Annotated in this window: 8 protein-coding genes; 3 read left to right on the top strand and 5 right to left on the bottom strand. The window is 61.7% G+C overall.

Annotation, left to right across the window (positions count from 1 at the left end; genetic code table 11):
• Window positions 1-597: 597 nt before the first annotated feature.
• Window positions 598-1434: a hypothetical protein gene (locus tag NW857_RS08250; protein ID WP_414368630.1), complete on the top strand. Its 837-nt coding sequence runs from the start codon at window positions 598-600 to the stop codon at window positions 1432-1434.
• Between the two features lie 91 nt (window positions 1435-1525).
• Complete coding sequence (locus NW857_RS08245) at window positions 1526-1810, top strand: hypothetical protein (protein WP_414333797.1); 285 nt, start codon at window positions 1526-1528, stop codon at window positions 1808-1810.
• Window positions 1811-2002: 192 nt separating this feature from the next.
• On the opposite strand, the gene NW857_RS08240 is transcribed toward NW857_RS08245, so the two are convergent.
• The 4 genes from NW857_RS08240 to NW857_RS08225 form a co-directional block, all read right to left on the bottom strand.
• Window positions 2003-2779 (bottom strand): transporter substrate-binding domain-containing protein, encoded by a 777-nt coding sequence (locus NW857_RS08240; RefSeq protein ID WP_414341531.1) that lies wholly within the window; start codon window positions 2777-2779, stop codon window positions 2003-2005.
• Window positions 2780-2802: 23 nt separating this feature from the next.
• On the bottom strand, window positions 2803-3159 hold the full coding sequence (gene rplT / locus NW857_RS08235; RefSeq protein WP_414333801.1) for a 50S ribosomal protein L20: 357 nt from the start codon (window positions 3157-3159) through the stop codon (window positions 2803-2805).
• Between the two features lie 123 nt (window positions 3160-3282).
• On the bottom strand, window positions 3283-3483 hold the full coding sequence (gene rpmI / locus NW857_RS08230; protein WP_414333811.1) for a 50S ribosomal protein L35: 201 nt from the start codon (window positions 3481-3483) through the stop codon (window positions 3283-3285).
• Between the two features lie 117 nt (window positions 3484-3600).
• A complete protein-coding gene (locus tag NW857_RS08225; RefSeq protein WP_414368627.1) occupies window positions 3601-4827 on the bottom strand; it encodes a class I SAM-dependent methyltransferase in 1227 nt (408 codons plus the stop codon).
• 71 nt (window positions 4828-4898) lie between these two features.
• Here NW857_RS08225 and glcD point away from each other — a divergent pair, with 71 nt between their 5' ends.
• Entirely contained in the window at window positions 4899-6389 is a 1491-nt protein-coding gene (gene glcD / locus NW857_RS08220; protein ID WP_414333805.1) for a glycolate oxidase subunit GlcD, read from the top strand.
• Here the strand turns inward: glcD and NW857_RS08215 are convergent.
• Window positions 6386-7903 (bottom strand): AAA family ATPase (locus NW857_RS08215; protein ID WP_414368625.1); only part of this gene is annotated, 1518 nt, incomplete at its 5' end. The two genes, glcD and NW857_RS08215, sit on opposite strands and share 4 nt — an antisense overlap.

Genomic DNA, 7903 nt, shown 5'->3' with positions numbered 1-7903 from the left:
TAAGTAGGGCACTGGGCGAGGCCAGGCAAGAGCTCTGCTCAGCAGATAGAGTTATGGCAAACAGCCATGGAACAGCTTGCTGGTTGAGCTCTAGCTCCCCTCTCCCACAAGGGGAGAGGGGGCGAAGCGTCTTAATTTTGCTTGCAACGACTATATTGCTTTTCCTTTTCCTGGAGCAGTTGCTATTATCTTCAGCTACGCTGGTGACAACAACAGCCGTTCTTTTGGCTGACAAACGCCTCCGACGCGAGCGAATGTGGGTTGGCCGACTGAGACGAACCAGGAAAAGCGTTGTTAGGCTGGGTGGTGTGTTGGGCAGGTCTTGGGTCGAGGGCAGAAGTAGGGCCTGTTTTTGCAACAGCAAATGTCTTGCGCTGCCAGACGAGCATCACTGCCCCTTCTTGAGCACTTGAGTTAACCTTCTGGATCGATTGCAACGGAACCGTCACAATGTCCTCAGAGCTAAGACCTCCCTTTCGATCTGTGCGGCCCCCCAGACCCAGCTCAACTGGCGAGGCCAGGGCCTCCTCCCTGCCGGGAAAAGCTGAGGATTCGGTGTCAACCGCTGGCTCTGCTCGCGGTAGCGGGACGGAGTCTTTGCAGCCTGTTGTCGGTACCACTGCTACTTTGGCGACGACGAAAGCGGCGGAAAGAGAGCGAGTCTGTTTGGAACCCATCCCGCCGCCTGGGGAGAAGATGCAATACCGGGCGATTGGCCTCATCGAGGGACAGTACATTCCTTCCCCTGGGCACTTTACCCGCGGGGTCTTACGTACCTCAGATGGCTTGGAGCTGAATGCCGTATTGCTGGGCCGGGTGATGAGTCTGGTACGTAAGCACCTACAGCCAGACCGCAACTACCTGTGGGTGGTCTATCCTCGCACCCGCGACAAGAGCGAAGATCTGCACGTGCAGCTGATGGGGGTGTGGGCCCCCGAAGAAATGGGGCAGACGCTCCCTGAGGGCTCCCGTCCGGCGGTGGTGCCGGATTGGTTTTCCATTCGGGGCGAGGTTGTTTTTCAGTCCCAGGAGAAAGGGTTTATCATCGTCAAAATTCGCCAATCGGGCAAAAAAACCTCTGCCAGCCCTTCTTCTCAGCGGAGCAAGGATCCCGTCCCGCCTACCCGAATAGCTCCCAAGCCCCAAGCCTTCAAATTGCGCCTGATCGGCTCCCTGCCGGGCAAGGAGGTAGGCAATTTCTGGGATCTACAGGTGCGTCGCCGCGGATCCCTGCTCTACGTGGAGGCGGGAACTCCCATCGGCCCTGTGCTCAAAGCGCCGCCGCGCCCCCGCCTGAAGCACTCAACGCCCCGCCCCAAAGTCAAGAAGGGCTCTCTTCCCTCGTCTTCAGGTCAGCAGTCTATTTCAGATCAACTTTATCCGCCGCGGGATCCGGCCAAAGTTCCCAAACCGGTCAAGAAAAAGCGTCCATAATCTCTTCTATAGATTCTTCTCTGGATTAGAGCTCAGTAGAGTTCCCCTCCCAATCTTCCGGTTTTAATAGCCCTTTTATCTTGGTTGTGCCGTGACAGAGTCAAACCTACCCCCCAACAAAGATGAGTTTATTTCGCCTCGCTATCCCTACTGGGGCGAGGTGAGACCCCAGAATTTGGTTTTCGATGCCAATTTACAAGAATTCAGCAACAGGGTGTCTTTGATCTGTGGCCTGGAAACGGGGGGCAAGATCACCCCGGAGGAAGCCTATCGGCAGATCAAACAGCTCTGGAAACAGCTCAAAGAAACCAAGAAAGCCATCTTGGACGACCCGCAGTGGCAGGAGCCTCCCCCCGAATTGCCGGAGGAAGAGTAGCCGGCTGGATCCCTTGGCTCGCAACCCCTGCTGGCTAACTGCAAACGGCGTCTGGTGGGCGCGGAGCCCTTGCCATTGCCAACAAGACAACGCTCAAGCGCTCTGTGCCGCTGAGACCATCACTTTCAGCTTCTCTCCCAAAAGGAGGGGAGAGTTGGAAGCCCAGGGCTGTGAAGGGTGTCTGTAACTGGCCTAGGGCAGGCCCCAAGCTCTCGCCTGCTCCGCCAGCCAGCCCTCGGCGCGCAGGTTCTCCAGTTCTCGGCGCACCCGCAGCCGCAATTCAGCATGCTCCAGCCCCTTGGGCAGGGCAATGCCCAGCCCCACCGTCGCCAACGGGGATCCCAGAAACTGAAACTGGGGGTGCTCCGCCAGCCACCCCGCCAGCACCGAGCGATCCGCTGCCCAGGCCTGCACCGCCCCTTTTAGGAGCAATTCTGCCCCTTCCTGGTAGGAATCCACCGCCACCAACTCAACCCCTGGGAGGTAGCGCTGGAGGTGGGGAATGGCGGCCGATCCGCGCAGGACGGCAATCCGCGCGCCGCGCAGCTCTGACCAGCTCGTCCAGTTTTGGGAACGGGCCACAACCAGGCTGGGGCCATCCGGGTAGTAGGCCGAGGTGAACTCCACCTGGCGCGCCCGATCCGGTGTGATGCCGATCTGAGCGATGGCCAGATCCACTTCCCCCGCAGTCAGCACCTGTAGCCGCTCCACATTGGCCACTGGCACCAGCTCCACCGCCGCCGGGGATCCCAGCAGCCGGGATCCCAGCTCGCGGGCTAGGTCAATCTCAAACCCCTGCAGCTTGCCTTCGGCATCGCGAAACCCCAACGGCCTGAGGTTGTCTTTGACTGCAACTCGCAACTGACCCGAACGAACAATCTCTGACCAGGGACGGGCAGCGGCAGGGATCCCTAGGCAAACTAAGGCCAGGCTGGCCGCCCAGCAAGACCTCTGGATCGCCGAGGCCAACGGAGACCGAGATCCCATCCCCTTCAGGCGGTGCGGGACTGGCGGGCCGCAGCCACCACTTGGGTGAAGGCTTCGGGATCCAGGAAAGCCAAGCGGGCCAACATTTTGCGATTGAGCTGGATATTGGCTTTTTTGAGGCCGTCGATGAACTCGCTGTAGCGCAGGCCCTGGGCGCGGGTGGCGGCATTGATGCGGGCAATCCAGAGGCGGCGAAAATCCCGCTTCTTGCGGCGGCGATCCCGGTAGGCACTGCGCAGGGCCTTCATCACCTGCTGGTTGGCGGTGCGGAACAGCTTAGAGCCGGCTCCGCGAAAGCCTTTGGCCAGCTTGAGGATCTTCTTGCGACGCTTGCGGGCAACATTGCCCCGTTTGACTCTCATGGCGGTAACTCAATACAGACAGATGGATACAAGGGCGAACAAGCCTTGAGACTTTTGGCCTGCCGTGGCGATCGGCTCACCCTAGGCTGAGGGAGTGGAGGAAGCGGCGCAACGGGATCCCACCTAGTGGGTGTTGGGCAGCATCAGGCGCACGTTGGCCAGATCCCGTTCATCCACCAGGGCCACGCCGGCCAATTTGCGTTTGCGGTTGGTGGTTTTGTGCTCAAGCAAGTGGTTGTGCCCGGCCCGGCGACGCATGAACTTGCCGCTGCCGGTGAGGCGAAAGCGCTTGGCGGCTGCCTTGCGAGTTTTGATTTTGGGCATGGCAATAACCCCAGAAATGGCCAGGGGAAAGGTCACAGTCTCCTAGCATAAGCTAGGGAAGACCAAGAAAGCAAATGCCGCAATGGCCTCTTCCTGTCTCAAAGCCGCCAAGAGCCCTCAAAAACTGTTCTCTTGCGGCTCCAAAAGCAACACTTGCCAGCGCAGCAACTGCTGCAACTGCGGCCAGCTCAGGGGAGAGTCTAGGCTTTCTTGAAGGGCTTGGACGGTGCGGATCCCGTCCACCTGCTGCAGGAAGGCGAAGGCTTCCTCGCTGAGGGAGATGGCCTCATAGGCGTAGTTGAAGAGGCTCCGCCCCGGCCACAGGCCCAGGCAGGGGCTGAGGTGGGCAACTGCCGCGGCCACATCCTCTGGATGGATCCATTCCCAGCGGCGAATAGGGGGCTTGCCGAGAAAGAGCTCGTAGTGGGCCACCACCGGATCCAACAGCTCGATTAGGCGGTAGCGCTCCGGCTCCGGCAGTTGGGCTGCCTGGGCCAGTAGGGTTTCATCTTTGCCCAACACCCGCTCCAGCCGCCAGAACTCTGGGTTAGAAAAGCGCAAAAACTGCAGCCCTGAAGCCTGAATTAGCTCAAACAGCGTCTCGATGGTGTAGTCCACTTCCTGCGGGTGCAGGTACATATCGGCAAAGCATTCGTCGTCCACGTTTTCGATGGCCCAGCGGGCGCGTTCCTGCTGCTGGATGCGGTTGCTGTCTGGCAAAATCTGGAAAAGGCGGCGGCCCACCTGGAGCCCTTGCTGTAGGTGTTCTGCGGAAGCTAGCGGCTGATGCTCTGAGCCAGTGACCAAGAGGCGGATGGCCTTCTGCATCAGGCGGATCTCGTGGCGGCCCAGCTCGCCGTACACAAATAGGTGCAGGATCCCGCCGGGAGCCAGCTTGTTTGCCAGAGCCTGCAGCCCCGCCACCGGATCCGGGAGGTGGTGGAGCATGCCTACGCAGTTGATGAAGTCGAACTGCCCCGGCAGTTGGTCGATGTCGTAAACGTTGAGCTGGCGAAAGTGCACCGGTGGTGCCTGGGAAGCCCGGCAGCGGGCCTCGGCAATCTCCAGGGCGCGGCTGCTCAGGTCAAAAGCCCAGATTTCGGCGTTGGGGTTTTGGTGGGCGATATACTCCGTCCCCACCCCAGAGCCGCAGCCGGCGTCCAGGATGCGCACTGGGCGGCGGCCTGGATGAGCACCTGTGCAAAAGGCATAGGCCTGGGGCCAGCTCCAGCGCCAGTTCCACCCCGGCGGGGGAACGGTGCCGATGGGCTGTGGCGGGAAGGGGTAGAGGTCGTAGAGCTGCCGCACTTGTTTGAGAATCTGTTCGGCGCTGCGGGACTGCATAGGCTCTCCAGCCAGACTATCCAGACTATAGTGACGATATCTCCCCTAAGCACATTTCTCGCCAACGCTCTATGGTTGTCCGCGCTTCCCATCCTCTGCAAGCTGGCCTCACCTTCGACTGGATCAAGCTGACGGCTGAGCTCAAAAAAATTCTCGATCCCCGGCGAGTGATCAGCAAGCCGGAGGAGCTGTTGGTTTACGAGTGTGACGGGCTGACCAGCTACCGGCAAAGGCCGGCTTTGGTGGTGTTGCCGCGCACCACAGAAGAGGTGGCGCAGGTGGTGAAGCTGTGCAGCCGCTACCAGGTGCCCTTTGTGGCGCGGGGATCCGGCACTGGCCTTTCGGGAGGGGCGCTACCCCTGGAAAATAGCGTCGTCATTGCCACCACCCTGATGAAACAGATCCTGGAGATTGACCTAGACAACCGCTGCATGGTGGTGCAGCCGGGGGTGATCAACGCCTGGATTACCCAAGCGGTGGCCGACCAGGGCTATTTTTATGCGCCGGATCCCTCTAGCCAGTCGGTTTGCTCCATCGGCGGCAATGTGGCGGAAAACTCCGGCGGCGTCCACTGCCTCAAGTACGGGGTAACAGCCAACCACATCCTCGGCTTGACGGTGGTGCTGCCGGATGGGGAAGTGGTGCGCTGGGGGGGCAAGATCCCGGAGATGCCCGGCTACGACTGGGTAGGTCTGTTTGTCGGTTCCGAGGGCACCCTGGGCATCGCTACCGAGATTACCCTGCGCCTGCTGAAAACCCCGGCCCAGGTTCAGGTTTTGCTGGCGGACTTCGACAGTGTAGAAGCAGCGGGATCCGCCGTCTCTGACATTATCGCTGCCGGGATCATCCCCGCCGGCCTGGAGATCATGGACAACTTCAGCATCAACGCCGTCGAGGATGTGGTGCAGTTGGGCTGCTACCCGCGGGATGCGGCGGCCATCTTGCTGGTGGAGGTGGACGGGCTGGAGCTGGAGGTGGAGGAAGCCGGCCAACAGGTGAGGGCGCTGTGCCTCAAAAACGGGGCCCGCCAGGTGCAAGTGGCAGCCGGCCCAGAAGAGCGGGCGCGGCTATGGAAGGGGCGCAAGGCGGCCTTTGCTGCAATGGGCAAGCTCAGCCCCAACTACTACGTCCAGGATGGGGTGATCCCCCGCAGCCAGCTAGCCTATGTCCTCAAAGAAATCGAGCGCCTCAGCCGCGAATACGGCTACCCGGTGGCCAATGTGTTCCATGCCGGCGACGGCAATCTCCATCCGCTGATCCTCTACGACGAGTCGGTGCCGGGATCCCTGGAGCAGGTGGAGAAGCTGGGGGGCGAGATTCTCAAACTCTGTGTGCGCCTGGGGGGTAGCCTTTCTGGCGAGCACGGCATCGGGGCGGAGAAACGCTGCTACATGTCGGAGATGTTTACGCCCACGGATTTGGAGAGCATGCAGTGGGTGCGGCAGGTATTTGACCCGCAGCACATCGCCAACCCCGACAAGATCTTTCCCACTCCCCGCACCTGCGGCGAGGCGGCCCACGCCCACCGGCGGCCGGAATGGCAAGCGATCCCTGTCTTCTAGCCGGCCTGCCGCTGCTGCTGCAGCTCGGCAAAGGCCTGGGCAAAGTCTTCCTGGCAGATGACCAGGGTTTTGGCATCCACCGTCTCGGCAGTGGCGCGGTGGCGGCGGATGGCGGCAATGGCGGCACGGTTGCTCAATAGAGCCAGATCGGCACCGCTCCAACCTTGGGTCTGCTCGGCCCACCCCTGTAAATCCACATCCGGCCCCAGGGGACGCTTGCGGTTATGTACAGATAAGATTTCCCACCGCCCGGCGCGATCCGGCAGCTCCACACTCAGGTGCAGCTCCAGCCGTCCGGCACGGGTGAGGGCGGGATCCAAACTGGCTTTGCGATTGGTGGCCGCCACCACCAGCACCCCCTGGCTGGGGCGGATCCCGTCCAGTTCGGCCAGGAGTTGCCCCAGGACACGGTCGCTGACGCCACTATCGCCGGAGTAGCTGCCTCGCGCGGGAGCGAGGGTGTCGATCTCATCGATGAAGATGACGCAAGGGGCACACTGGCGGGCGCGGGCAAAGAGTTCCCGCACCGCCTGCTCGGAGGATCCCACCCATTTGCTGAGCAGCTCCGGGCCGGAGACGGCGATGAAATTGGCCTTGGCCTCGGAGGCGATGGCCTTGGCCAGCAGCGTCTTGCCGGTGCCGGGGGGCCCGCTGAGGAGGATCCCTTTGGGGGCCTGGGCCTGGGCCTGCTCGTACAGCTCCGGGTGCAGCAGGGATCCCTCGATGGCCTCCTGCAAAATCTGCTTGGCGTGCTCCAGGCCGCCGATCTGATCCCAGCTCACCTGGGGCGACTCAATTTCCACCGAGCGCAACACCGCCGGCTTTACCTGTTGCAGAGCCTGCTGAAAGTCCGCTGCTGTGACTTTTAGGGATTCGGGAATGGGGGATTCCAAATCCGGCACCTGGCGCCGCAAAGCTGCATAGGCTGCCGCCTGGCACAGGCCGCGCAGATCCGCCCCCACAAAGCCCAGCGTCTGATCCGCCAGGCTGTCCAAATCCACATCCTCCGCCAGCGGCATGCCGCGGGTGTGAATGGCCAGGATCTCCCGCCGCCCCTCCCGATCCGGCACCTTAAAGATGATCTCCCGGTCAAAGCGCCCCGGTCGCCGCAGGGCCGGATCCAGGGCCTCAGGCCGGTTGGTGGCCGCCAGCACCACAACACCTTTTTGAGCCGCAAACCCGTCCATCAGCCCCAGCATTTGAGCCACCAGGCGTTTTTCTACCTCCCCCTCGACGGTGGCGCGGTTGGGGACAAGAGCATCGATTTCGTCGATGAACACCAGACAGGGGGCAGACTTAGCCGCCTTCTCAAATAGCTGCCGCAGGCGCGCCTCCGCCTCCCCGTAATACTTGCCGATCAGTTCCGGGCCGACAACGGCAATGTAGTTCACCCCCAGGCTCTCGGCCAGGGCGCGGGCAGTCAGAGTCTTGCCGGTGCCTGGGGCTCCCACCAACAGCACGCCACGGGGCGGATCCAGTCCCAGCTTGGCCAGCAGATCGGGCCGCTTGAGGGG

The sequence above is a fragment of the Synechococcus sp. H55.9 genome (assembly GCF_047462355.1).
Classification (GTDB): domain Bacteria; phylum Cyanobacteriota; class Cyanobacteriia; order Thermostichales; family Thermostichaceae; genus Thermostichus.
This window is presented reverse-complemented; position numbering and strand designations above follow the sequence as displayed.